Origin of the sequence: Sphingomonas profundi, assembly GCF_009739515.1 — a bacterium.
Classification (GTDB): Bacteria; Pseudomonadota; Alphaproteobacteria; order Sphingomonadales; family Sphingomonadaceae; genus Alterirhizorhabdus; species Alterirhizorhabdus profundi.
Genome location: NZ_CP046535.1, coordinates 3418627 through 3444234, shown reverse-complemented (window position 1 = coordinate 3444234; position 25608 = coordinate 3418627). Strand labels below are relative to the sequence as shown.

At 65.3% G+C, this 25608-nt stretch carries 19 protein-coding genes; 17 read left to right on the top strand and 2 right to left on the bottom strand.

Annotation, left to right across the window (positions count from 1 at the left end):
* The 16 genes from GNT64_RS16465 (at window position 1) to GNT64_RS16390 (ending at window position 17557) form a co-directional block, all read left to right on the top strand.
* Window positions 1–567 carry a type IV conjugative transfer system protein TraE gene (locus GNT64_RS16465; protein WP_156680503.1) on the top strand — a complete coding sequence of 189 codons (567 nt, stop codon included), beginning with the start codon at window positions 1–3 and terminating at the stop codon, window positions 565–567.
* Window positions 564–1376, top strand: coding sequence for a type-F conjugative transfer system secretin TraK (locus GNT64_RS16460; protein WP_156680502.1), 813 nt, complete (start codon window positions 564–566; stop codon window positions 1374–1376). The genes GNT64_RS16465 and GNT64_RS16460 overlap by 4 nt, the downstream gene beginning before the upstream one ends.
* Window positions 1373–2719 (top strand): TraB/TrbI/VirB10 family type IV secretion system protein, encoded by a 1347-nt coding sequence (locus GNT64_RS16455; RefSeq protein ID WP_156680501.1) that lies wholly within the window; start codon window positions 1373–1375, stop codon window positions 2717–2719. Before GNT64_RS16460 ends, GNT64_RS16455 begins: the two co-directional genes overlap by 4 nt.
* Before the next feature lie 38 nt (window positions 2720–2757).
* A complete protein-coding gene (locus GNT64_RS16450; RefSeq protein WP_156680500.1) occupies window positions 2758–3600 on the top strand; it encodes a DsbC family protein in 843 nt (280 codons plus the stop codon).
* Entirely contained in the window at window positions 3597–4433 is an 837-nt protein-coding gene (locus GNT64_RS16445) for a TraV family lipoprotein (protein WP_156680499.1), read from the top strand. Before GNT64_RS16450 ends, GNT64_RS16445 begins: the two co-directional genes overlap by 4 nt.
* The gene (gene traC / locus GNT64_RS16440) at window positions 4430–6997 is read left to right on the top strand and encodes a type IV secretion system protein TraC (protein ID WP_156680498.1); all 2568 of its coding nucleotides are present in this window, start codon (window positions 4430–4432) and stop codon (window positions 6995–6997) included. The genes GNT64_RS16445 and traC overlap by 4 nt, the downstream gene beginning before the upstream one ends.
* A 1-nt stretch (window position 6998) precedes the next feature.
* On the top strand, window positions 6999–7349 hold the full coding sequence (locus GNT64_RS16435; RefSeq protein ID WP_156680497.1) for a hypothetical protein: 351 nt from the start codon (window positions 6999–7001) through the stop codon (window positions 7347–7349).
* On the top strand, window positions 7342–7731 hold the full coding sequence (locus tag GNT64_RS16430; RefSeq protein ID WP_197277044.1) for a TrbI F-type domain-containing protein: 390 nt from the start codon (window positions 7342–7344) through the stop codon (window positions 7729–7731). Before GNT64_RS16435 ends, GNT64_RS16430 begins: the two co-directional genes overlap by 8 nt.
* The gene (locus GNT64_RS16425; RefSeq protein ID WP_156681708.1) at window positions 7721–8251 is read left to right on the top strand and encodes a S26 family signal peptidase; all 531 of its coding nucleotides are present in this window, start codon (window positions 7721–7723) and stop codon (window positions 8249–8251) included. The genes GNT64_RS16430 and GNT64_RS16425 overlap by 11 nt, the downstream gene beginning before the upstream one ends.
* Entirely contained in the window at window positions 8248–8895 is a 648-nt protein-coding gene (traW, locus tag GNT64_RS16420) for a type-F conjugative transfer system protein TraW (protein ID WP_231639055.1), read from the top strand. Before GNT64_RS16425 ends, traW begins: the two co-directional genes overlap by 4 nt.
* Window positions 8892–9926, top strand: coding sequence for a conjugal transfer pilus assembly protein TraU (gene traU, locus GNT64_RS16415; protein ID WP_156680495.1), 1035 nt, complete (start codon window positions 8892–8894; stop codon window positions 9924–9926). The genes traW and traU overlap by 4 nt, the downstream gene beginning before the upstream one ends.
* Window positions 9926–10684: a type-F conjugative transfer system pilin assembly protein TrbC gene (gene trbC / locus GNT64_RS16410; RefSeq protein ID WP_156680494.1), complete on the top strand. Its 759-nt coding sequence runs from the start codon at window positions 9926–9928 to the stop codon at window positions 10682–10684. The genes traU and trbC overlap by 1 nt, the downstream gene beginning before the upstream one ends.
* Window positions 10681–12414 carry a conjugal transfer protein TraN gene (locus tag GNT64_RS16405; RefSeq protein ID WP_156680493.1) on the top strand — a complete coding sequence of 578 codons (1734 nt, stop codon included), beginning with the start codon at window positions 10681–10683 and terminating at the stop codon, window positions 12412–12414. Before trbC ends, GNT64_RS16405 begins: the two co-directional genes overlap by 4 nt.
* Before the next feature lie 41 nt (window positions 12415–12455).
* Window positions 12456–13229, top strand: coding sequence for a conjugal transfer protein TraF (locus GNT64_RS16400; RefSeq protein ID WP_277873278.1), 774 nt, complete (start codon window positions 12456–12458; stop codon window positions 13227–13229).
* Between the two features lie 130 nt (window positions 13230–13359).
* Window positions 13360–14748: a conjugal transfer protein TraH gene (locus tag GNT64_RS16395; RefSeq protein ID WP_422396600.1), complete on the top strand. Its 1389-nt coding sequence runs from the start codon at window positions 13360–13362 to the stop codon at window positions 14746–14748.
* A 10-nt stretch (window positions 14749–14758) separates the two neighbouring features.
* On the top strand, window positions 14759–17557 hold the full coding sequence (locus GNT64_RS16390; protein ID WP_156680491.1) for a conjugal transfer protein TraG N-terminal domain-containing protein: 2799 nt from the start codon (window positions 14759–14761) through the stop codon (window positions 17555–17557).
* Window positions 17558–18145: 588 nt separating this feature from the next.
* Here GNT64_RS16390 and GNT64_RS22020 read toward each other — a convergent pair.
* Together GNT64_RS22020 and GNT64_RS16385 are read right to left on the bottom strand one after the other, a co-directional pair.
* Window positions 18146–20575 (bottom strand): DUF3320 domain-containing protein, encoded by a 2430-nt coding sequence (locus tag GNT64_RS22020; protein ID WP_231639564.1) that lies wholly within the window; start codon window positions 20573–20575, stop codon window positions 18146–18148.
* Window positions 20544–24272, bottom strand: a complete 3729-nt coding sequence (locus tag GNT64_RS16385) for a DUF4011 domain-containing protein (protein WP_197277043.1) — start codon at window positions 24270–24272, stop codon at window positions 20544–20546. Before GNT64_RS16385 ends, GNT64_RS22020 begins: the two co-directional genes overlap by 32 nt.
* Window positions 24273–24518: 246 nt before the next feature.
* Here GNT64_RS16385 and GNT64_RS16380 point away from each other — a divergent pair, with 246 nt between their 5' ends.
* Window positions 24519–25328: an ion transporter gene (locus tag GNT64_RS16380; protein WP_197277042.1), complete on the top strand. Its 810-nt coding sequence runs from the start codon at window positions 24519–24521 to the stop codon at window positions 25326–25328.
* Window positions 25329–25608 lie beyond the last annotated feature (280 nt).

Below are 25608 nucleotides of genomic sequence, written 5' to 3'. Positions count from 1 at the left end.
ATGCTATCCGATATCGCGCATCAGCGCGGCCAAGCACTGCTGCGGCAGCGCAAGATCCTGCTCGTCGCCGCCGCGGCGTCGTTCCTGACCAACCTCGCATTGGTCTCGGCGCTGAGCACCCGCGACCGCGAGGTGATCCTGCAGCCGATCTCGTCACGGCCGCTGGCGATCAGCTCGTCGGGCGTGTCGGCCGACTATCTCGAGCTCGTCACCCGCGACGTCGCGCTGATGCTGCTCAATCGGTCCCCGGCCGGTCTCGACTATTGGATGGAGCAGATCCTGAAGCTCGCTGATCCCGCCTCCTACGGCGCGCTCAAGGCCGAGTTGGTCAAGATCGTCACCGAGCAGCGCGGCTCGGACCTGAGCCAAGCCTTTGTGATCACGGGAATGACGGTCGATCCCAAGGCGCTGTCCTCCACGGTCGAGGGTGACCTCAAGACCTTCGTCGGGGGCCAGGTCATCGCCAGCGAGACGAAACGCTTCCGCTTCGGCTGGAGCTACGTGGGCTTGCGCCTCTCGCTCACCAGCTTCGCGCTCATTTCCCAGAATAAGGAGGCGTTTCGATGACCGCCGGACCAGCTGCCGATCTGCCTGCTGCGGATACGACTTTTACTGTCGCTGACGACGTCCAATGGAGCGACATCAACCTGAAGCCGTTCAGCTTCGCGACCATCGCCGCTGCCTTGGCGCTCGCTGGTTCGCCGGCGTGGGCCGAGCAGTTTCGTCAGACTGCGGACAATGCGCAGGTCGACTGCGTCGTCTCGGCCCGCGAGCTCACCCGCATCAGCCTCATCGCGGATGCCTTCGCCAGCGTCAGCAAGATCACGACCGGCTACCCCTATAATGACTTCACTGTCACCAACGAGCCGGTCCGCGGTGACATCTATATCTCGGTGCCGGACGGCTTCGCGCCCGGCCGGGTGATCTTCTTCGCCACGAGCAAGAAGGGCTTCGTCTACAAATTCACCTGCAAGGTGGCTGGCGATGAGGCGGAGCAGATCTTCGTCTCGAACCCCGCGATCGCCGGCGATCGCGCGCAAAGCTGGGAAGCGAAATCCACGCCCCGCGATGCCGCCGTCCGCCTGATCCAGGCGATGGCGACGAGTGCTGTGCCCGATGGCTTCCAGGTCCGGCAGGTTGCGAGCCCGCCGACGCGGCTCGGTGATCTCAGCGTGCGCCTGATCGCCGAATATCGCGGGGGACGGCTGACCGGCAAGGTGCTGCGGATCGACAACCGCGCCGCCAAGGCGGTCGTCATCGACCCGGCCACCGTGGCGCCGAACGGCAGTCTCGCGATCAGTATCGGCACGGCCGAACTCGCGCCTAAGGGTGCGACGACGATGTATCTCGTCCAGGATGCGGGAGCGGGCGAATGACCGGCGCGCCTCCCACCAGCGCGGTCGCAGCCACTCGCCCCGATGACAGCGGCAGCGCGATCGGCGCGCTGAACAGCAAGACCCGGGCGCGTCAGCGCATGCTGCTGCTCGGCGGCGGCGGAACTGTGGCGATGGCGCTGCTCTGGCTCGTCGCCGGTGGCGGTACTACTAGCAAGCACGACGCCCAGGCGCCGCAGAAGATCGAGACCGACGGCATCGTCAATCGCGATCTCAGCCAGCGCGAGTTCGTCGCGATCTACGGCAACCGATTGGATGCGCAGGCGCGCCAGCTGAAGGCGCTCGAGGAGCGGCGTGCGGTGGATCCTGCGATCCAGGCAAAGCTCGACGCGCTCGCCGCCGAGAACCAGGCGATGAAGGCCGACGGCGCGCACACGATCGACGCGCTGACCCAAGAGAATAGCACACTCCGCACCGAGCTGACGCGCGCTCAGTCCGTTCCGGCACCTGCGCCCGCGGCGGTGCCGGCATACGGCACCCGTGATCCGTCGATCCCGTCAGGATCGCCGCTCGATCCTAACCTTGCCCGCGACGCGGGTGGAGCGGCGCTGCCAGCGGCCGTCGAACGACAGGTGAAGACGCTGTCGTTCACGACGGTGGCGGCCGAGGGGGCGGGCGCCGCCAAATCGGGACTACGAGCCGGGCGTCCGCAAGCCCCCGCGATCGAAGTTGAGGACAGCCCGGATTATCTGCCGCCGAACAGCTATGCGCCGGCGCGCGTCATCGTCGGCGTCGATGCTTCGGCCGGCGTCGCCAGCCAGACCGACCCGCTGCCGGTGGTGTTGCGGATCACCGGGCCGGCCCGCTCGGTGGTCAAGGACGGCAAGCTCCTCACCACCAACATCCAGGGCTGCGTCGTAAACGGTGCGGCGCGCGGCGATCTGTCGGCCGAGAAGGTCTATGTGAAGCTCCAGAAAATGACCTGCGACCAGCCCGGCGGCCGGGTCGCGGTCAGCGAAGTCAAGGGCTTCATCAGCTTTGCCGGCAAGACCGGCGTACGCGGACGGGTTGTCAGCCGCGAGGGTAGTCTCGTCACCCAGGCTTTGCTCGCCGGCATTGTCGGCGGCTTCGGGCGCGGCTTTTCGGCCAATGCCAACAGCCTGTTCTCGGGACTGTCGAGCGGCACCGATGGCAAGCGCCAGACGCTCGGCGCCGGCGACATCGTCCAGGGCGGTCTCGGGCAAGGCGTCGGCGACGCCGCGGACACCGTCTCCAAATACCTGATCGAACGCGCAGAACAATATCAGCCCGTCGTCGAGATGCCGACCGGCATCGATGTCGAAATCGTCTTCCTCGATGGCGTCTATGTGAGGAACTCCCAATGAATTCGCAAAACATGACCCGCGGCACTGTCCTTGATAAGATGAGGCGCGCGGAGGGACCGCACTTCTGGGCGACTCTTGCAGGAGCCTCGCTTCTGTTCGGCATGGGCGCCGGTGGCATTACCAACGCCGTGCGTGCCGCGCCGACTGCCTCGGTGAGCATCAACACCGAGTTGGTCCGAACCGCGCTGAAACTGCGCCTGCCGAAGACCGCGATCGGTGCGATCGACTGCGGCCGATTCGGTGGTCTCTGCGAAGTCGTCGCGGGGACGACGCTCTTCTATGTCGATCGCGGCGCCCGCTTCCTGATGATCGGGCGGCTCTATGACATGGAGACGCGCAGCGACCTGACCGCCGCGCGCCTGCTCGAGCTCAATCCCGATCTGCTGCTCGCTGGCGCCGCCGGCAAGCGCGACGATGCTAATGATCAGCCCGCGCCCACGCCCGCCAAGGCGGCAAGGGTCGACCTCAGCGTCCTGCCGACAGGTGGCGCCATCCATTGGGGCCCGGTCAACGGTCCGCGCCTGATCATACTCAGCGATTTCGCCTGCAGCTATTGCCGGCATCTGTCGGCGGAACTGGTCAAGCTCGGCGCGCGCGTCGAGGAACGGCCGATCTCGATCTTTGGCCCGGAGAGTCGTAGGAAGGCGGAGGCGGTGCTTTGCGCGGCCGATCCCCCCGCCGCACTCCACGCCGCCTATGATGGCCGGCCACTTCCCGTCGCTGCGAAGTGTGATGTCGCCGGTCTCGACGCGAACGAAGCCTTCGCCAAGCAGCACGGCTTCAGCGGCACCCCGGTCATCATCCGCGCCGACGGCGCTGTGCTCGAAGGCTTCCGACCCGCCGAGCAGCTCAAGGCCTTCATCGATGGAGGCAAAGCATGAACCGAAACCTTCTCGCAACGGCATTGCTCGGTGGTGCCGCCCTCCTTTCCGGCTGTGCGACGCTCGGTGGCACGGTCAAGGGCGACTTCGCCTGCCGCGCGCCGACCGGCACGTGCGCACCGATGACCGCGATCGATGCGGCCGCAATACGAACGTTGGCAGGCGAGGGTGCTGGCACTGAGGCGGAAGTCCGCTCGCGCCAGCCATCGCTTGCACTACGCTCCGGTGCTGTCCCGGTGCGGACCGGCGAGCGCATGCTAACGATCCTGCTGCCCGCTCATGTCGATGAAGCCGATGTGCTCCACGACGCCGCGACCGTGCACGCCGTCGTCGAAGAGGCCGGCTGGACCTTCGCCGCCGGCAGCGACCTCGCATCCAATCCCGAGTTCTCGCGCAGTTCCGCCCCTTCCTCCCTGCGCGAGGCAGTCGCCGGTGCTTCGGCACCGGCGATCGAGGGGCTCGAGACGCTCCCCGCTCGAGCCCCTCAACCTTTCACGCCGCCGGGCGTCGCTGGCGACGGTCCATCGGCAGTGGCGATCGCGGCGGCGCGCTCCGGACATCGGGTCGCAGGGCCTACCATCCCCCAAACAGGGACGTCCGCCGTAGTCGCGCCGATACCAAACGCAGCTCCAGCAACGCTGCCGCCCGGCAAGGTCGTTCTACCGCAAGGCGATCCCGCAGCGACGCGCGCGAGGCTTAGGGCCTTGGCGGCGCCGCAGTTGCCGAAGCTCGGCCAGCCGCCGATCGCCGGCGATCCTGACGCGGCTGACCCCGCTGCGGATGACCCCGCCGATCCGTCCATGACGCTGCCCCGTCAGGAGCTGCCGCGATGAGCCTGTCGCTGCGCACTCTGATGGGCACCGTCATGACCGGCCTGTTCGGCGATGGCGAGGAGAGCGAGGGCGATCGTCCCGTGCTCGGGCTCGACATGCTGTCGAGCTTCCTGCCGTACCGTGTCTATGAGCCATCGACCCGGCTCTACCTGAATGCGCGCTCGACCGGCTTCGTGCTCAATGTCGCGCCACTGGTCGGCGCTGACGAGAAGGTCGGCGACCTGCTCGGGCAATTCTTCTCGGAAGGGTTGCCAGCAGGCGCCTGCGTCCAGATCGTCCACTGGGCAAGCCCGCGCATCAGCCGCAACATCGCGCCGTGGTTTGCACCACGCTATGCGCGCGGCGGCGTCTATGAGCGGATCGCGCGCGCCCGGGCGCAATGCCTCTACGATCTCGTCTGGACGAGCGGCTCAGCCGGTGCGCCGTTCCATGCGCGGCATCACCAGTTGCTCGTCTCGGTCGGCGTACCCGCGGCGAGCGCCACCTCGAAGGAGGAGCTGATCGCGGTGCGCGAGAGTCTGCTCGGCGTGTTGCGCTCGCTCGACGTGCCGGCGGTCGATGTCACGCCGGTCGAACTGATCGCCTTCCTCGACGACCTGACCTCGCCGACCACCGCCAGCGGCGACGATGCCGTCGATTATAATCCGCTCGATCCGATCGCGGATCAGGCGCTCCGTCGGGACATCGAGCTGGTCGTCGAAGAAAGCCGGATGCTGCTCCGGACCGAACGCTTCCGGGCGACTGGCGCGAGGCAAGGCGACGCACCCGAGATCGGCGAAATCTATCCCGACCGTTTCGACGTGCGTCATTTCGGCGTGCGCAACATGCCGACGCGCTGGACGCCGTGGGAAACGGCGCGGCTGATCGGCGACCTGATCACCGATAAGCTACGATTTCCGTGCCCTGCCGCGACGATCCTGTGCCTGGTCTATCCCGACCAGGAGGCCGCCTCGGCCCGCGCGGGGATGAAGTTCCTGAGGACCACATCGCTCAGCGAAGGCAAATCGGCGCGCTATGTTCCGAAGTTGCGTGAGCAGGCCGCTGAGTGGCGGGAGGTTCAGGCGCAAATGCAGGAAGGGCGCCGGCTGGTACGTGCTTTCTACGGCGTCACCTGCTTCTCACCTGAAGGCGACGGCGACCGCAACGAGCGGATGGTCAAGTCGCTCTACAAGTCGGCCGGCTGGGATCTCGCCGACGAGCGCTTCCTTCAGATCCAGGGCTTGCTCGCGGCGATGCCGCTGACGCTGGCGGACGGCCTCGGTGCCGATCTCGAGCGCTGCCGGCGGATGCGGACGATGCTGTCGACGACTGCGGCGAACATCGCGCCGGTGCAGGGCGAATATCTCGGCGGCGCGATCCCGCATCTGCTGTTCCTCGGCAGGCGGGGCCAACCCTTCTTCTGGTCGCCGTTCGAGAATGGTGCCGGCAATCATAATGTCGCGATCTTCGGCAAGTCCGGGTCGGGCAAGTCCGTGCTGCTGCAGGAGATGTGCGCGAGCCTGTGCGGCGCCGGCGCCAAGGTCGTCGTCATCGACGACGGCCGGTCCTTCATGAACAGCTGCCGGCTGCAGGGCGGGCGCTTCATCGAGTTCACGCTGGCGAGCGGCTTCTGTCTCAACCTCTTCTCGATGATCGACCGCGAGCGGGTCGCCGAAGACGAAGACTACCGGCTCGACTGCATGGCGATGCTGAAGGCGATCGTCGGGCAGATGGCGCGGTTCATCGACCGGCTGACCGACACCGAGCGCGGCCTGATCGACCAGGCGGTCAATCGCGTATGGGAAGAGCAGGGCCGCGCCGGCTCGATCGATGCGGTCGCCGCCGCGCTCGAAGCAACGGGCAATGCCGACGCCGCCAATCTCGCGATCGCGATGGGGCCATTTCGCAGCGGCGGCACCTATGGCGGCTTCTTCAACGGTGAGGCGACGCTGGCGCTGGAGGCGGACTTCACCGTCTTCGAAATGTCCGACCTCGCCACCCGCGAGGAACTGCGCTCGGTCGTGCTGACCGCGATCATGTTCATGACCAGTCAGGCGATGACGCGGTCACCCCGCTCGGTGAAGAAGCTGCTGCTGATCGACGAGGCCTGGGCGATGCTCAAGGGCGGCTCGATGTCCGACTTCGTCGAGACGTACGCGCGCACCGCGCGCAAATATGGCGGCGCGCTGTGCACAGCGACCCAGTCGTTGAACGACTTCTACAAGTCGGACGGCGCGACTGCGGCGCTGGAGAATTCGGACTGGATGCTGATCCTTCAGCAGAAGCCCGAGACGGTCGCGGATCTGCGCAAATCGGCCCGGCTCGATATGGACGATCGCACGGAGGGTCTGATCCGCTCACTGAAGCGGTCGGGCTCGGAATATTCCGAGGTCTTCATCAGGGGCCCCGAAATGCAGGCCATCGGCCGGCTCGTGCTCGACCGCTATTCGGCCACCGTCTTCTCTTCCTCGCCTGACACCTATGCCGCGATCGAGCGGCGGATGGCGGCCGGCGCCAGCATCGCCGAGGCGATCGACGCGGTCGCGGCGGGTGCAGCCGATCCCAGCGAGGCGCACCATGTATAATATGCCCGAACCGATGCGCGCCCGCTTTGCCCGCGCTCGCCGCCTGCTCGCCGATGGCTGCCATCTGCTGCTGAGCGCCGTCCTTTGGGTCAGCGGCATCCTGCTCGCCGCCTTGGGCGCGCTGCTCGCCTTCATGATCCTCATGGCCGACGGGCGACCCTCGCGCTTCTTCGCGCAGCTGCAGAATCTTTCGGCGCACTATCTGTCGGCCGATCAGGCGGCGCGCGCGAGCTTCAACGGCCAGCTCTTTGGCGTCTTCCTTGGCATCGTCGGGATGTTTCTGATTGCGCGCCTGCCGAGCTTCGTACTGCGGCTGCGGCGCGAATTGCGGCGTGGAGGCGATCGTGGCTGACGTGACCACTCGCACCATCGCCGGCTGGTCGGTCACGCGCGTCGCGACGGCGCTTCTTCTGGCCATCGCTCTGATCTGGACGGCATGGGCGACACGCACGCTGGTCGCGCTGGAGCAGCGCCAGATCGTGTCGGTCAGCCTCTCGAGGCTCGTCGAGGATTTCGTTGCCGCGGAAGCGCGCAACGGCGGAACGCCCGAGGAGGCGGCCAAGCGGACCGGCACCTACCTCGCGGCGATCAACACGGCCGTCGCCGATCTTGGCCGTGATGGCACAACCGTGTTGGTCTCGGAAGCGACGCTCGGCCGCTCGGTCGAGGATCGCACTGCGGACGTGAGGACGCGCGTCGCGCGGGCGCTGGAGGCGAGCCGTGATGCGCGCTGACCAGCAGGATCGCTTCTGGTCGCCCCCACGTCGGCGGCGCTGGTCGCTGCTCGCCTGCCTTGCTGTCAGCGTCCCGGCTTATGCGAGCGTCGCCAGCTGGAGCGATGGCCATATCTTCCTGATCAACCAGAGCAGCAGCCTGCCGAACTGGGCGTTCCTGGTCGATCGTCACCGGGTGCCAGCGCGCGGCGACCATGTCTTCTTCGATCCGCCGCCGAGCGCGCTGCTCGAGCGGCATTTCGGTCGCGATCCGCAGCCATTCGGCAAGATCGTCTATGGAGTCGCCGGCGATCACATTGCGCGCCGTGGACGCCTGTTCCTGATCAACGGCACGCCCGTCGCCCTCGCCAAGCCGAACACGATGCGTGGCGAGCCGCTTCAGGCCGGCCCCACTGGGACCATCCCGCGCGGCTGCTATTTCGTCGCCACGCCGAACAAAGACAGCTTCGACAGCCGCTATGCGGTGATCGGCTGGATCTGCCGGCCGCGGGTGATCGGCGTCGGGGAGTCGATCCTGTGACCCGGCGCATTCCCCTCAGGATCGTCGCGATGGCATGCACCTGCGTCGCACTGCCTGCGTCCGCAAAGGATTATGGTCGGCCGGGTGCGGTCTTCCCGGTGATTGAAGCCGATTTGCTGTCGGTAATCCAGCAGCGCCTGACCGCGATGAAAGCCTCAGGCGAGATCGACCGCGCCAATCGCCAGCTGGCCGAGCGCACCGCCGCCAAGGTCCGCCGGCCCGCCGCGGTTTCCGGCATCGTCACCGCCAAGCAGGAGCGGCGCTGGACGTTCGACCCGACGATCACGGTGGGCCAGGATTTGCGCGATGGGCGGGGGCGGGTGATCGTCGCGGCCGGCATGCGCGTCAATCCGCTCGACACCGTACCGCTGCGCCAGAAGCTCGTCTTCCTTGACGGCGATGACGCCGCGCAAGTGGCCTGGGCGATGCGCAACACCACCGCGCTCGACGCCAAGTTGATCCTGGTCAACGGCTCTCCCTTCGCGCTGATGAAGGCCGCGCAACGCCGGTTCTATTTCGACCAGCAGGGTACGCTCACGCGCCGTCTCGAAATTCGCGCCGTGCCCGCGCTCGTCGAACAGCAGGGCCGCGCGCTGCTCGTCCGCGAGCTGGTCGTCTCGAAAGCCAAAGGAGATCGCGGATGACGCGCGGGAGAAACTCGGCGCGGCGGTGCCTGTCGCTCTTAATCTCCGCCCTCGCCGTTGTGACGTTCGCCGCCCCTGCGCGCGCCGAAGGCACGCCGGGCAAATGCACCGGCCACTTCGTCAATCCGATCACCGACGTCTGCTGGAGCTGCCTCTTTCCGATGTCGGTCGGCGGGCTCAATATCTGGCCGTCGATCGCGGGCCGTCCCGACACGGATAATCCGGACCTGCCGGTCTGCAATTGTGGTCTTCGCGTCGGTATCGCCATGGGCTTCTGGGAACCGGTGCGGCTGGCGGATGTCAGCATGAAGCCGTGGTGCTTCGTCAATCTTGGCGGACTCAAGCTCGACCCGGGTTTCGACATCGGCTTCAAGACGATCGCGGGACCGAGTGCCGTCGGCGGCAAGGCGCAGAATACGAGTGGCTGGCACGTCCACTGGTATGCCTATCCGTTGCTCTACTGGATGGAGATCGTCGCCGATTTCCTCTGCCTCGAAGCGGGCTCGATCGACATCCTCTACATCACCGAGGTCGATCCGCTGTGGCAGGATTCCGAGCTCACCGCGATCATCAACCCGGAAGCCGTGCTGTTCGCCAACCCGCTGGCGCTCGCGGCCTGTGCCGCCGACTGTATTGCCGCGACCGCCAAGCTGCCGACCGATCCATTGTTCTGGTGTGCCGGTTGCCAGGGCACGATGTACCCGCTCAACGGCAATGTTGCGGCCTCGATCGGGCATGTTCAGGCGTCGCGGCTGGCGCTCGCCCGCTTCGCCTACAAGCTCCACCGTGAGCTCGTCGCCTGGGGCACCATGGGCAGACGAGGCCTGTGCGGCAGTTACCTCATGCCGGTGATGCGCAAGCAGCAATACCGCTTCCAGGCCACCAACCCCAATCCCCAGACCGGCGGGCGCTACGCCTGCGCGCCGATTGGCGCATCGACAACCTTAATGTCAGCCGGCCAGGTCTACCCCGCGATCGGAGAAGATATGGGCTATCTCGTCTGGCGCAAACGTAACTGTTGCGCGCTGTGATGCGGCGCGATCTCACCCTCATCGCAGCCGGCGCTGCTCTCGCAGGCGTTCTGCTTGGGCTCGCGTCGGGCGGCGGCGCGCAGACGGTAGACGGCCTCGATCTGGCTAAAGTCAGGGCGCGCGCTAAGCTCGCGCCGACCGATGCCGAGGCGTTCGCGACGTCGATCGCGGGCCGGGGCCAATCGTTGAAGCAGGAGGCGGCCGAGGTGGCCGCGAACGCCCGGGCCGCCGTCAGCGGCTACGCCCGCACGGCCAAGCCAACAAGCGATCCGGCGGCGGCCTTCGATTTCGATGCGATGGTCGCCGCATCGGCCACGCAGATGGCGCCCGAGGATGCGCCGCGGCTCGTTGCCTTCGCCAGCCTCTCGATGCCGGCCGGGTCGCTGAAGGCGGTGATCGCCGATGTCAGCAAGGCGGGAGGCGTGGTCGTGTTTCGTGGCCTCCCCGGCAACTCGGCGCGGACCTTCACCGCGGCGCTGGCCAAGGTGCTACCGGCAGGCGAAGTCAGAGCCGCGGTCGGCATCGACCCGCGGCTGTTCCGCGCTTTCGCAGTCGACGCGGTGCCAGCCTATGTCGTCACCGCGACCGACTTCGATCTGTGCGACGGCTTCGACTGCCACACCGCGCTGCCGCCGCACGATCGGATCGACGGCAACGTCACCCTCGCGCACGCGCTCGATACCTTCGCGTCGGGTAATGGTCCGGCGGCACGCGTCGCGGCGATCTACCGCGCACGGCTCGGCGGAGACGGGCTATGAACCCGCATGCCATTCCGCTGCTTGTCGGGCTTGCGCTATTCGGCGCCGGGCTGACCGGCTCGATGGCGTCGGGTCAGAGCCAGACCGAGGCTGCCCGGACTGAGGGCAAGGCGTTCGCGGGCGACATCGCTGGCAAGGCGCAGAGCGCCGCAAGGACCGCGCCGACGGCGGCAACGCTGCCGAATTTCACCAATTCGCCGCCGCAATCGGCGCTGTTCGACGATCCCGACGCGATCGCGGCACAGGCGGCGGCGGCGGCGACCACCAACCCGGGCTATCAAACCGTGCGCTCGTCGCTCGATCGGCGGCCTCGCGTGGCTGTCGCGGACATTGAGGCGACGATCGCGCGGGGTCGCGCCGTCGCGGATGATCCGACGACCTATGTCAGCGGCATGGGGGTCAGCGGCGGCGAGGGCAGCTGCCGCGAGCTTCCACCATCGACCGGTGGCGCTGGCACCTATGAGGCGACCTGCAACGACGGCGTCGTGCTCGAGGAAAAAACGGAAGTTTGCACGATCCCGCTGGTTGTCTCGGTCACGCGAACCACCGCCTATCGCTTTTGGTGCAGTGCCTACAATGCGCGGTTCAATCGCGTCGACGACTGCAGCCTGTTCGAGGCGGCAAGCTGCCGCGTCACCGGCACCCACGCCGGACGCTGCCTGGTCCGCGGTGCTCGCGGCGGCTGCATCGAGCCCGGCGAACCGGTCGACGAGCTGCTGTGCGATGCCGAGGTCGCGGGCGCGACGTTGCTCAACACCGAAGGCACGAGTTCGATCGCCGAGCGACGCGACGAAAGCGCCTGCGCCGGGCCGGCGGCGGACGGCGGCTGCACGCTGGAGGCGGAGACCTGCACGTCGAGCGACCCAGTAACCCGCACGATCGACGGCATTGCGGTCACCAAGCCATGTTGGGCGTGGGGGCGTCGCTATCAGTGCCATCACGCCGTCCCCGCAGAGAATTGCGATGCGCTCGAGGCGAACACATCGTGCCGTTTCGTCCGCGAGGAATGTCTGACCGACGACCTACCGTGCCCGACGCGCGAGCGGATCTACGCTTGCGCGGTGCCGTACGGCCCCGCGGCGCAGAAGCAATATGTCTGCGATGGCGACATCTACTGCATCAACGGCGAGTGCGAGACGATCGATCGCCAGCCGAACGCGGAGTTCAAGGATGCGGCCGTCGCACTGCATGCCGCGGCGCAGGCAGGCGGGGAGTTCGATCCCGCCACCCTGACCCTGTTCAAGGGCGAGCGCGACACCTGCCACTCCAAGGTGTTCGGCCTGCTCAACTGCTGCGCCGGCAAGGCCTTCCCGCTGATCCCTTATTCGAGCCTGCTGGTCTCGCTCGGTTGCTCACGGGAGGAGGTGTTGCTCCACCAGCGCGATGCCCAGGGGCTGTGCCATTATGTCGGCAGCTATTGCTCGGACAGCGTGCTCGGCGTCTGCGTTACCAAGAAGAAGGCCTATTGCTGCTTCGAGTCCAAGCTTAGCCGCATCCTCCAGGAGCAAGGCCGGCCGCAGATCGGCAAGGCGTGGGGCACGCCCAAGAAGGAGAGCTGCCAGGGCTTTACCATCGACGAATTCGCCCGGCTCGATCTCAGCCGGATGGATTTCTCGGAGGTCTATGCCGAGTTCCAGGATGCGGCGAAGCTGCCCGAGGACCTCGCCACCATCGACACGCTTAAGCGCAAGATCGACGACTATTACGCGATCAGCGGAGGTGGTCGGTGAGCCCGCCCCGCGCCCGCGTTGTCGGCTTCCTCGTGCTCGGCATCGCCGCCGCGCCGTCGGTCCGCGCTCAGCCTCCCGCCGCGCCGGCACCGGTGCAGCAGGGCGACCGCTTCTACTGCCATGATCGCAAGCTCGGCACCTGGTTCTACTGCGAGCGGCCGAAGGCCGAGGCGCCGACATCGCCCGCGTCGGCCGCACCGCCCAAGCCGACCGCGGCGGAGAAGCTCGATGCCGTCACCGCCGAATTACGCGAGCTGAAGGCCAGGGCAATCCTCGAGCCGACGCCGGAGAATGTCACCGCCTACATCCGCTTCCAACGCGCGCAACTCGATCGTGCATCGCTGTTCGGCGATGTCTGGCAGCGCGCGCTGTGGCAGGCGCCGGAGCTCGACTACACGCTTCAGCGGCCGGTCGGCACCGTCGCCAAGCAGGTATGGTCGGACGCGCGCAAGGTCGAGCGCGACCAGGCGCTCGACCGCATCGGCCAGCGTTACGGGCTGTTCTACTTCTTTGCGCAGGGCTGCGGCGCCTGCAAACTTATGTCGCCAATCGTCAAAGCCGTCGCCGACACGCACCACATGACGATACGGGCGATCTCGACTGACGGCGGCCCGTCCGAGACCTTCCCACGCTACACCGTCGAGACCAACCAGCGCGCCGCAATGGGGCTGACCGCAAAAACGACGCCCGCCGTCGTGCTGTTCGACAGCGCCACGCGCAACGCGATCCCGATCGGCTACGGCATCATCGCCGCCGACGAGCTGATGGAACGCATCTTCCTCCTGACCCAGCGAAAGGCCGGCAGTGACTATTGATCCGCCAAGTCTCCGCGCCCGCATCCGCGCCGCAGTCGCAACTGGCCAGGCCGCGCTCAAGCGCGGAGCAGACGGAGTAGCGTCGCTCCGCTGCGCTGCGGCGCTGTTGGGCGCGCTCGTGCCGCTGTTGGTGCCGGCGGGCCCCGCCACCGCCGATGTCGGCGGCGCGATGGATCGGTTCGTCGCCGATGCCGGCGGCGCCGCCAACGTCACCGGCCCGAGCGCCTTCCAGGGTCAGTCGGCCGGCTATTATAGCCTCGGCAACGTCTGGACGCGCTTCCCGCAGAAGACGACCAACCTTGCCAATCTGCAATTGCCCTCGGCCCGCGCCGGCTGCGGCGGCATCGACCTGTTCGCCGGCTCCTTCTCGTTCATCAACTCGAGCGAGATCGTCGCGATGCTGAAGGCGGTTGCGAACAACGCCGTCGGCTTCGCCTTCAAGCTCGCGATCGACACCGTCTGCCCGGAATGCTCGAAGGTCATGGATGAGTTCGCCCAGAAGGCGCAGCTCATGAACAACCTCAACATTTCGAGCTGCGAGTCCGCCCAGGCACTGGTCGGCTCGATGTGGCCGAAGGGCGACCTTGCCGACAAGGCGATCTGCGAGGCGATCGGCAACTCGGACGGCATCTTCTCCGACTATGCCGCCGCCAAGCATGGCTGCGGCAGCAAGGGCGAGCGCAGCTCCACCATCAGCGGCGCCGATCCGGCGAAATGGGATGCGGTCAACAGCGCGGTGCCGCGGAACTACACCTGGCACGTGCTCAAGGGTTCGAAATTCTTCAACCCCGGCGGCAGCTTCGACCGCGAGCTGGCCGAATATGTCATGACCATGGTCGGCACGATCATCTACGTGCCGCCGACCGACAGCGATCCGGGCCGCTTCCAACCGCTGACCGGCGACACCAGCTCGACGCTGGTCACGGCGCTGCTCGACGGCACCAGCGCAAGCGAGGTCCAGGTTTACCATTGCGATACCGAGGATCAGTGTCTCAATCCGACGCTCGCACCCTTGTCGGTGCCGACCGCCAAGGCGCTGCGCCCGCGCGTCACCGCGCTGATCGACGGCATGGTCGAGGCGATCCGCGCCGACACTGCGATCACGCCCGAGCAGAAGGAACTGCTGCAGATCTCGTCGGTGCCGCTCTACAAGATCCTGACGGTGCAGGCGGCTTATGCGCGCGGGCTTTCGACCGACGATCGTTCGACCTTGGCCGAGATTGCCTCGATCGACCTGCTCTACGCGATCCTCGACCAGCTCGTCAGCGAGGTCGGTAAGGCGAAGGCGAGCTTTATCGCCGCCGACGAAGCCAAGCTCGCCGCGTGGAGCGCGCAGATCGCCGTGGCGCGGACGACCCTCGCCGATCGGCAGCAGACGACGCAGGCGCGGGTGACCGCGATCATGGCCATCATCCAGAAAACGCAGTTCCTCGAGAATGTACTGGCGACCTCGATGTCTCCGGGCATGGCCGCGTCGCTCGACTGGTCGCGCGGCGTCGGCGCCCGCGGCCTCAACTAGGATAGCGCAGATGGCGACCGTCGAGCTCTTCACGATCGGGGGCGGCGAATATATCGTCAACGTCCTCAATGCGGTCGCGGCATGGACCGGGGCAGGGGGCTATAAGAGCCTGCTCCGGGTCGTCATGGTCATGGGCCTCGCTTATTCGGTCCTGATCGTCGCCTTCAGCCTCGACTGGCGGGCGTGGCTGCACTGGTTTCTGCAGGCGACCCTTATGTACATGGTGCTGATGGTGCCGCGGATGGACGTCCAGGTCACCGACCGGATCAACCCCAGCCTCGCCCCGGCGCACGTCGCCAACGTGCCGCTCGGCCTCGCCATGATGGCGAGCTTCACCAGCCAGGTGGGTGACTATCTGGTCCGCTCGTCGGAGCTAGTGTTCGGCCTGCCCGGCGACCTCGATTATAGCCGCAACGGCATGATCTACGGCTCCCGGCTGTTCGAAGCGACGCGAGGCCTCCGGATCAACGATCCCGAGTTCGCCGCCAACCTCGAAGAGCATTTCCGCCAGTGTGTCTTCTACGACGTGCTGCTCGGCCGCTATTCGATGGAGACGCTGGCCGTCGCGCCCGATCTGTGGGGGGCGATCGGGCCGGGAAGCCAGGCGCGCGCGCAGCGTTTGCTGGCGCGCGATGCTTCAGGCGCGGTGACCTCGTCGATCCAGACCTGCCGCGAAGCCTATACGTCGCTGAGCACCCAGTGGAACGGCATGACCGACGATCTCGGCAAGCTGTTTGGGCGCCAGCTTTATCCGAAGCTGACCGCCGATCTCGCCAAGGCGAAGCTGTTTGCCGATCTGCCGGTCGCCTATCGCTACCTGACCGGCGTCTCGGCCTCCGCCAGCGACATCTTGAAGCAGACGCTGACGATCAACGCGATGAGCCAGGCGATGCACGGGGCGGCGGGCGCCACCGGCACCGGCAGCGTCGATGTCTATGCCCAGACCCGCGCCGATATCCAGACTGAGCGCACCTATAGCTCGATCGCGCATGCCGCGATGAAGTGGGTGCCGATCCTCAACATCGTGCTGACCGTCGTCTTCTACGCGCTGTTCCCAGTGCTCTTCCCGCTGTTCCTGATGCCGCGAAGCGGCCCGATCGCGCTCAAGGGCTATCTGACCGGCTTCTTCTATCTCGCCGCCTGGGGGCCGCTCTACGTCATCCTCCACATGGTGATGATGTTCAAAGGCGCCGCGGAGGTGGCGGGTGCCGGCGCGGGGTCGGGGCTGACGCTTGGCAGCTTCACCGGCATGGGCGAGGCCAATAGCGATATCGGCCTGCTCGCCGGCTATCTCGTCGCCTCGATCCCGTTCCTCGCCGGCGGTATCGCCCGAGGCGCTATGGCGATCTCCAGCCAGGCGACCAGCTACCTTAATTCATCACAGAATGCGGCGGAGGAAGCGGCGCGCGAGGCGTCGACCGGCAACATAGCCATGGGCAACAGCAGCTTCGACAACCAGACGGTGCAAACCCGCCAGCACGACCAATGGAACCAGGCGCCGAGCTTCACCTACGGCGCCGCGCAGACCCGCGCGTTCAACGATACGGGCACCGTGGCGACCAGCTTCCCCGGCAATCAGCTGCTCGACGTGCCGGTCTCCAAGCTGCCGTTCATGCCGCAAGTGACGCAATCGGTCGCGACCGAGGCGGCGAAGGTTGCCAGTGAGACCCGCGCCCGCGGCGAGACCCTCTCGAACCAGGCCAGCGAAAGCGTCAGCAATGCCGTCAGCAGGTTCAACGATTTCCGCCATGCCATCAGCAACGATCGTTCGGTCGCCGACAGCTACGGAGCTGAGGACCGTTCGAATATCAGCAAGAGCTTCAACGAGGTCGATCAGGCATCGCGCATGCTCCAGAGCCGGTTCGGGCTCCGCGCGGAGGTAGCGGACTCGATCGCGGTCGAGAAGTTTGTCAGTGGGTCAGCCAGCCTCAACGCCGCTGCTGGCGGAAGTCTGCCTGTCGTGTCTGGCGGAGTTTCCGCAGTTGGGAGCGGAGGAATGTCGAAGAGGTGGACAGACAGCGATACGGCCTCGGTCTCTCGCGAGGGCTCGAATATCCGAGATGCGCTCGACTCATGGTCGATGGGTCATGGCTGGTCGGAGAATCGCGACGCTTTCGATCGGTCAGTCGCGACGAGTTCGCGCTCAGATGTGTCGAGCAGGGGTTCAGGCATTAGCTCAAGCGTGACCGAAGCGCAGAGCTTCAGCCGAGAAGCGCGGCGATTCTACGAAGAGGCTGACCGCCTTGAGATGCGTTGGTCGGCACGGGATGGTGAGGGCGTCAGCGGTTCGCTCAACACGAGTGACGCGTTCCTTAATTTCGCGCGATCCGAGATCGCCAGCACGCCTCTGGTATATCGCGAGTTCGACCCGGCAGATGCCACACACTGGCACAGCAACAATCCTCAAATCGTGCTCGAACGTGACTTACTCATGTCAAAATATGTTGAGCAAGTCGGGCAAAACATGAGGGCTCAAGTCGAAGATCATTTCACGGCTCCTGGCGCAACGGGGCTGCTCCGACCCGCCGCGGCCGGGGAAGAGGACGTCAACCTATCCGGTGCTGTTTCGACACGGTCCCTGCCACCCGTTCCCAGAGTTGCAGGAAGCGGAGATTTGTTAAGCCGAGTTTATGACATTCGGGGCGAAGTCTCCAATGCCCAAGTGGCGGGCACCATCGAAATTGATAGAAGGCGTCGGATCCGCGAGGGTGACACATCGGGTGCTGCGGCTCAGCCGACCGCTGAGGGGGCTGAACGTGCCAGAGAATGGGGCAAGTCTGTCCGATCTCATCCCGTTGATGATCGCTGACACTACTGCGAGAAAAGGTACGCCCAAATCGCGCCTATTCCTATCAGGACGGCGACAATGAACCAGCGGCTTACGGGATCAGCCCAACTCTTCCGCAGCAAGTAAGCGGTAGAACGGTTCTCGTGCCATGCGTGACTATATTCCCGAATCCCGTCGAACCCATCGCTCGGAAACGGTCGTCGCTGTGCGCTGAGCTCGTTTTCGAGCGCGCGGAGGCGATCTGCGTGTGCTTCGGGTCGAGGATCGGTGGCAGGATCTGACATGGTGCTGGGCCTCGAAGCTTCTCCTATCATAACTCAAGCGCCTCCTTGCCGCGAGTGGAATTCGAAAGCCCGCGCGTCCTCTACTCTCGGTGAAATCCGATCGCGCCGGCGTACCGAAGCATGTCTGTGTTGATAAGTCGCTTGCGCAACGGACTCGCGAGGGCGGAGTTGAGGATTGCGGAAGTGCTCTCATTCTAGTGGATTACGGTCGGCCGCTTGGGGCGCCGAGCAGCAGAATTTGGAGTTCGTTTACGTCCAAGTGATGACGGGTACGCGGCACAAATCAGCCCTTCGATCATGCCTGATTAATTCCCAGCAACAATCATTATGCTCGGAAGTGTTCGCGAATATAGGCTGCGGCCTGGCTTGGGCTCAATTCCTGCGTTGAATTGCCTGAGCGAACGAAGAAGCGTTCGGCGGACACGTCGCGGGCGTCCTTCGTCGTCACAAAAACGGGTGACGGCGAACGATCTATGTCGATCCGACACACTTCGGTTTCCTCATGTTCGGGAAAGCCGACGCGAATGCGCGCGGCGCGATAGGCCTGCCCAAAATGGTTGGTTACCAGATTGGTCAGGTGCAGCTGCATCTTGTCGCGGTTGCCGCCCAGGCAGTTGAAGTCACGGTCCAGCCCGCGAACCGTGCCGTCGTCCGCGACGCCGATTAGCAGCGTCCCGCCGACACGGTTGGCGAAGCCGGCGAGCGTCTTGATCGCGACGTCTTCGAGCTTCTTATTCTGGGCGGCGGCCGCTACGTCCCATCGCAGCGTCTCCTTGAATTCCAGCCGCTCGTGTTCGCCCTCGGCAATCAGCGCGGCCAGCGGCGACGGTGCGTCGACCGGCGCCGTGGTGACCGGTGCCTCCGCACCCATTATCAGCACGCCGTTCTTGCGAACGATCCAGCCCTTGGCAATCGCGGCGGTGACGACGTCGGCGATCAGCATGCGCAACTGGCTGCTGGTGGATTTGAACCCGACGGCGCGTGATACAGCAAGGGCGGTTTGGTCGTCGGTTGCGCCGAAGTGCGTCCGGACGATGTCGAGGACGGCACGTTCGAGTTCGGCTGGCGGCAACGCCTCGCACCGTCGCAGGGTGGTCGATGTGACGGCGCTGCGGTCGCGAACCTTGGCCTCGCGACCCGGGATCGACAGGAAGTCGCCGTCGCGCGCCAGGCGGCCAGTCCGTGCCGAAACATCCACAGCCTGTTCGATCGCGGTTTGGATCCGTCCACCAGCCCGTTTCAATCCCCAGGCGGCACGTATCCTCGCGACGATCTCGTCGATGTGGATCGGGCCTTCGACATCGACGACCTGTTCGGCGAGCCCGGACAGGATGCCACGCGGCGCGTCGTGGAGTTCGCTGGCGATGTGTGCGGGACGCAAGATTGCGGCTTCGATGTAGGGAAGGACGCTTGACGTCGCATCCTCGATCGGCACGAGGCCGATCTCGGTCACATCCTCACGCTCGATCGTCACGATGTCGAACGGAACAGCGCGTTTCGCCGCGGTGCCCGCTGCCTGCGAGTCATGCTCGGCCTTGGCCGCTTCGACGCGCGCGATGATGAGATCGAGCTGTTCGGCCGGGCGCTGGAACCAGTCGGTGCTCCACACGCGGTGTATCGACCAGCCATGGCTTTCGAGGACCGACTGGCGCAGCCGATCCCGATCGCGAGCCGACTTGGCCCCGTGATAGGACGCGCCATCGCACTCGATCCCCAGTAGATAGCGGCCGGGACGATCCGGATCGGCTACCGCCAGATCGATATAGAAGCCCGCTAGCCCCACCTGTCGGTGGACCTGCAGGCCACGCGCCTGCAGCGCGATCGCGACCTGTTCCTCGAACACGCTGTCATGGTCCCGTCCGGTGCTTTCGGCGAGAGTCATCCGGCCCGTGCGAGCAAAGTGCAGGAACAGGCGAAAGGCGAAAACGCCCTTTCGTGTGCTGGCGAAGTCGGGATCAATATCTTCGTCAGTCATCGACGCGAACACCTCGCACCGTTGCTTGGCACGGCTGATAAGCACGTTGAGCCGGCGTTCGCCGCCATCGGTGCCAAGCGGGCCGAACCGCATCGGCACGCGTCCGCCCGGCACCGTCGGACCATAGCCGACCGAGATGAAAATTACGTCCCGCTCGTCGCCCTGGACGTTTTCGAGGTTCTTCACAAAGAACGGCTCGGAGTGATGCGCCTGGAAGAATGCCTCCGCCTCGGGCGGCAGCGCGCGTCGCAACAGCTCCAGTTGATCGACGATCGCGCGACGCTGGGCCGACGAGAAGGCGGCTACGCCTAGCGACAGGTCGGGGTGGTCGCGGGCGTGGGCGACGATTGCCTGCGCGACGAACTTCGCCTCGACCATGTTGGTACGCGTCGTGCCCGTATCAAAGATACCGTTCGCAATGTGATGGAAGCGCAGCCCCATGCCGGCTTCGGCAGTGTAGGGGCTGGGGACGATGAACAGCTTGTTCTCGTAGAACTGCCGGTTGCTGACCGCGATCAGCGATTGGTGCTTGCTGCGATAATGCCAGCGCAGCATCCGCATTGGCAGGCCGCGCGCCGTGAACAAGCCGAGGATGCTTTCAATGTCCGCGACACGACCAACGGCATCCTCGCCGTCGTCATCATTGTCACCGCCGCTGGTCATCTTGGAGAAAAAGGCCGTTGGCGGCAGCTGCTTGGGATCGCCGACCACGACGACCTGCTTGGCTCGAGCGACCGCCCCGAGCGCGTCAACCGGCTGGATCTGGCTCGCCTCGTCCATCACCAGCAGGTCGAATTCCAGCACGCCGGGCGCCAGGAACTGCGCAACCGACAGGGGGCTCATCATGAACACGGGTTTCAGCGCCTGAATCGCGGGTCCGGCCTGTTCCATTAGCTTGCGGATCGGCATGTGGCCGCGCTTGCGGGCGATCTCGGCCCGCAGCACGCCAAGCGGACCGACCGCGCCTCCGTCGCGTGCCGGAACACGCGCGTGATGGGGCGCGGACGACCTCCAGACTGGCCGACGCTATTCGCTGGCGGTCCATCTCGGCGAAGTCGCGCGCTAGGCGGCCATGCAGCGTGCCGTCGAACCTGCCAAGCGCGGGATCGGCGGCGACCTGATCGGCATAGATCGCTTCGTAATAGGCCATTTCGAACGCCGGAACCGCTCCCTCGGACGTTAGCCGGCCATCGGCGAGCCGCTGCACCACGTCCTCGCAGCCGAGCGCCGCCGCGCGACTGGCGCGATCGCGATACGCCACCCATTGGAACAGCTGCTCGCCGCCCGTCGTCCACGCGGTCAACCGCGTCCGGAGCAATGCGAGCGGGATCAAGGCGGGGTCCGTAGCACCGAAGGCGTACGGCCGATCGAGTTGGAGGTGATCGAACAGCGCCGACAGCTCGCGTTCCAGCTCAGTTCGCGTCGTTGCTATTGCTTTTGCCAGACGCTTGGGTTCGCCATGATCGGCGATGCCGCTAACAAGCAGCCTGATGTCCGTGTTCGCGCCGATCCATTCCGCAGCATTCCGCAGCTGGACCCAGTCACTTTGCGCCGCCTGCCAGCCGCCGCCGAACACTGCGCCGCCCAGCGACGCCCCCTCGGCAATCGCACTCGCGGCCTGTTGACCTTCTGCAAGTGTAGCTAGCCGTGACCGGCGGAGATCGAGGCTGAGCTGACCGTCGCGCATCCACATCGCCGAGACGCGGTCCGCATGGTGTAGGCGGGTCGCTGCCGCGGATGCAGCGATGAGATCGACCGCAGCTGCGTCGTCGGCCGCGCCGAACAGCACAATTCGCGCTTGACCCAGATCGTCGCGCAGCGCGGACAACAATGCCGTGGCGGTCTCTGCGGTGGCTGCGGCGCGGGACGTCGTGACACGGACCGCATCGCGATCTGGTTGTCTCGCCGCTATCGCACGCGGGGCAGCGCCGGTGGCTTTGAGCGATCGCACCCACTCGACCAGACGTAACAACGGTTCCGACGCCGATCGCTCGCCGCGCCAGTCGCGGCCGAATGCCGTCCGCGCGAAGCTGTCCTCGCCTTTGACCACGGCAAGCGCAGCCTGCCCACGGGCCAAAGCGTCGAAAATTGCCAGCGTAGCTTCCAACGGGGCATCGGGACGGGTCAGGACAGACCGTGCCAAGCGGTTGGCCTGTCGCCACTCCCCACTGAACAGTTTGAAGAAGCCCGAGCCATGCGCGGCCAGCGTGCCGCGGGTTGCCGACATATCCATCGTCCAGGCTGCGTCGGTCAGACCGCCGTCTATAGCCTCGCGGGCGGATTCAAGCGTCGCGACTGCCATGGCGACATCGGCGGCGCGCTCTGTCTCGGTTTCCCAGCAGGCTGCGGTCAGCGCCGCAGGGTCCGCGTCCGGCGCGGCAGCAACGCGATCGCCGATCTGCGTCTGCCGCCTTGCCTCCGCAAGGGTAGTGGGCGCGTCGTAGCCGAGCATCCGCGCCAGCGCACCCGCTTCCTCGATTACGCGGGGTATTAGCGTGTGCGCTTCGGCGAGCCGTGCCAGCGCGTCGCTGGTAACGCCTTCCGGCAACAGCGCGAGCGCCGCAATTGGCTCGGTGAGGTCAGCGGACCAAACCTCCTCGGCAACCGCTTCGGCCAGTAACGCGCTTATCGCAGCGAGACGATCACCGATTGCGACGAGTGCCCTGATATCAGCAGGCCGCTCGTCCCAAGCCGGATGACCAATCGCGTCGCTGGGCACGTCGGGCGCTCCTGCAATCCGCTGTGCCAGCCCCAGCAGTGGGTCCAGCCCGCGAAGATCCTCGGGCACCGCCCTTCCAATGGCCTGCGCCAACGCTCCCGCATCGGCGATGTAAAGGTCGATCCGCGCCGACAGAGCCTCGATCCGGGCGCGCAGCCGTTCGCCATCGTTCGGCAGGATCGACGACAGACCAACGCCGCGCCAGACATGGTCGTCCGCCCGGCCGATCGCGTCGATCCGCTCGACCAGTTCGCCGATCACGTCGTGGCGCTCCGCAAAGGCATCTGCCGACCAGACTTCCGGCGCGTCGAGCGCGATATCGCTCGGTCGTTGGCCGTCCTGACGCAGGCGGGTCAGCTGGCCGACGACCTGATATGGCGTCAGCCCTGATGCCGGATGCGCGCGATGCATGCGATCGGCATGCGCATTGAGTCCGTCGCGCGCCTCGCGCAGCCGGGCGTGCAGCGTTCCTGGATCGCGTCCCTTCGGCGCCCCCAGCTCCCAGCTACGACGCAATTCCTCGAGCAAAGCCTTCTTATTCGCCTTGTTGCTGTGCAGTTCCAGGCAAGCGTCGCCTACCCCCGTAGCATCCAGCCGTCGCTTTACGACCTCGAGTGCAGCCATCTTCTCGGCGACGAACAGCACGCGTTTGCCGTCCGCGACGGCGGCCGCGACGATGTTAGCTATCGTCTGGCTCTTGCCCGTTCCCGGCGGTCCCTGGATGACCATATTGCGGCCGCGGCGGACCTCGTGAACGGTCAGCGCCTGCGAACTGTCGCTGTCGAGGATATGCAACATGTCGGCCGGCGAGATATGGGCGTCGATGTTGCTGTCTTCGGGGATCATCTTCGCGTCCGGCTCGAACCCATCCGACAGCAAACCACGGATCAACGCTCTCTCTGTAATCTTGCCGGCTGCGGGCCAGTTTTCCGGATCGAGGTCGCGATACATCAGGAATTTCGCGAATGAGAAGAAGCCGAGCACGATCTGATCGGCGATGACTTCCCACCCCGGTTTGGTGGACACGGCATCAGCGACTTCGGCAAGATAGGCGGATGGATCGAACGCATCGCCAGCCTCGAACATCGGCAGGCGAATGCCGTGCAAACGATCGAGGAAGATTTCGAGCGACAGATTCGACGCATAGTCGTCGGGCCGCACGCGCAGCTTGAACTTCTCGCCCGCATTGCCGCGTTCGAGGGTCACGGGGACGAGGATCAGCGGCGCATGCCGGACGTTCGCGGTATTTTGCGGGTCGATCCATTTTAGCGCACCGAGCGCGAGGAACAGGATGTTGACGCCCTGCTCTTCCTCGAGCGTCCGGGCATCATGGTAGAGCTCAAGCAGCCGTTTTTGCAGCCCCTTCGGCGTAAATCGAGTCTGGAGGCGCGTATCGCTGTGCCGGACGCTGATGCCGCGATCGTCGGTTTCATCGTCATCCGGCTGCGCGAGGTCAACGATCTCATCGGCTTCGTCGACCAGTCCGGTCTCCTCGCCGGCGCGTGCCGCCTTTCCAGCGACGAAGGTGAAGGGGCGAGCATCGCGAACCAAAAGACGGAAGATTTCACGGGTCTTTTCGTCCACGATCTCCACGGCTCGCGCGCCCTTGGCCGACCGTGGCATGTTGAGCAGGCGGTTGCGGGCCGACAGATCGAGCAACTCGGTGCGAGCGCGGTCCAGCTTCTCGCGAAGCGGCAGCTTGCTTTGGAAAATCGATGCCTGCTCTCCGACAGCATCCTGCACCGCGTTCGTCGCCATTCCGCCCCCAGCCCTATTTCTCCTTCTCATTAAGGCCGTAAGGGCCGCATAAGTCTATAGAACGTTTTGAAAGCTGAGTTACGAGCTGATGATGAGCCTGCGTGTTCCGACCCTGACCAACGAGCAAACTCGCCGCCCGGCCGACCGACGATGGCGCGTGCTCTGTCGGGCCAAGCGTTGAGCAAAGCAAATTAGGATCCTGGCGGCTATCAGGTTCGCATGCAAAGCGGGGGGGGGGGCTGGGTGATGGACGGTTGGCGTGACCTGCGGTCTGTAATTGACGGACAGCTTGATCCGACAGTACGGGTTCAACGAGGTTTGTCACCTCTCAATAAGGCACTTGTTTTCCTGATCTTTCTTGCAGTCCTGACTGCAGTCTTGGAAACCGAGCCGGAAATTGCTGCTGGTCATCAGTCACTTTTTGCATCGCTCGAACTTATATTCGGCGTGATTTTCGCGGTCGAGTATGCGGCCAGGGTATGGACAGCACCCGAGCGAAATAGCAGCGTCTCTCCCTGGCGCTCGCGAGTGCATTTCGCGCTTTCCCCAGCAGGAATGCTGGATGCACTCGTCATTATACTTACGTTTGCCCCGTTCGTCGTTGTAAACGCCGCTGTCGTGCGCCTCGTTCGGGTTGTTCGAATCGTAAGCCTGGCGAAGCTTGGTCGGACATCGCGCGCGCTCGATCACCTTTTTGAGGCAGTACGGTCTCGCAAGGACGAGCTGCTCGCTACGGCCGGACTCGCAGCCGTGATCGTCCTCTTCGGAGCGACAGCGCTTTTCTGGGCCGAAGGTGCGATGCAGCCCGAAAAGTTCGGAAGCATTCCACGTTCCGTCTGGTGGGCTGTGGTGACACTAACGACGATTGGATACGGCGATGCGTATCCCGTAACACCGCTAGGCAAGGTACTTGCCGCGATGGTGGCAATTGCGGGCATCGCGCTAATCGCAATGCCCACCGGGATTTTGGCTGCCTCTTTCAGCGACGCGTTGGCGCGCGATCGTGCAATGGCAGAAGCCAACAATGCCCCCAGAACGACCGCCGAAGCTGACTAAATTTCCGATCGTTGGTTGAGAGCGGACGGTCCGCATTTGGGTGAAACTGGTGGATTACGGCCCGGCCGCTTCGGAGCGCCAAACCGGGGTAAGCGACCCTTCGTTCAGCTTGTGTGGGCCATTGTCGCAACCGCCGACAGAGCCGCCGTTCGCAGCCCCGAAATCGTCCGTCGGTAGCTGCCGTTCATTCAACCGCCAGAGATTGTGGCAACTGGGTCGGTAGCTGCAAGGCAGCTTTCAGCTTGAGAAACAAGGAAGCAGACATCCGAGTCACTGATCC